Annotated in this window: 1 protein-coding gene; it reads left to right on the top strand. The window is 71.0% G+C overall.

Annotation, left to right across the window (positions count from 1 at the left end):
* Positions 1 to 269 (top strand): hypothetical protein (locus SB658_RS24290; RefSeq protein WP_410602919.1); only part of this gene is annotated, 269 nt, incomplete at both ends.

Below are 269 nucleotides of genomic sequence, written 5' to 3' on the forward strand. Positions count from 1 at the left end.
GCACGGTCGTCCTGGCGACCGTCCTGGGACGCACGGAGGGTGATCACCGCCGGCCCGCGGAGATCACCGTGGACTGCGATCTGCGCATCATCGGCCCCCGACTCCTCGATGCGCTGCTGCTCAACGGTCCCCGTACGCGAGAGCGCACCCGGCTCCTCGTGCAGCAGCGGGACCGCCAGGCGCCCCCGCTGCAGGTCTTCCTGCCCGCCGACACCTCACCGGGAGACCTCCTGACCTTCGTGTGCGAGGGCACCATCGCCGCAAGTCAG

The sequence above is a fragment of the Bacillus sp. SIMBA_008 genome, assembly GCF_046535495.1.
Classification (GTDB): Bacteria; Bacillota; Bacilli; order Bacillales; family Bacillaceae; genus Bacillus; species Bacillus subtilis.